The sequence below is a fragment of the Neisseria sp. P0014.S009 genome (assembly GCF_051958155.1).
GTDB lineage: Bacteria > Pseudomonadota > Gammaproteobacteria > Burkholderiales > Neisseriaceae > Neisseria > Neisseria flavescens_C.
Map to the genome: position 1 here is coordinate 1 of NZ_JBQCVS010000157.1, position 258 is coordinate 258.

A 258-nucleotide genomic window follows, 5' to 3' on the forward strand; every position below is an offset into this window, starting at 1 on the left:
TCCTAGTGCTTCTTGCCAAGCATCATCATCGCCGTCAAATTCTTCAACTTCGTCAAATTCACCGTTTTCTACCATGCTTACCAGCTCTTCCAAGCTTTCTGCACCTTCTACCCAAAAGCAAGGAATATCGGGTGGTGTGTCGGGGGCAAGCAGGGCGGCTTGTTGGTCATGCCAAGCAATCCAATAGCCGTTTTGCGTTTGTACGAATACGGCATCGGGATGAATGGTTTCGTTTTCGGTATTGACCAGCATTCTGGC

General features: G+C 48.8%; 1 protein-coding gene. It reads right to left on the minus strand.

Translation table 11 applies throughout. The annotated features are described in order from the left end of the window. On the minus strand, nucleotides 1-258 hold a 258-nt coding region (locus tag ACTHS4_RS12105), incomplete at both ends, for a hypothetical protein (protein WP_440366010.1).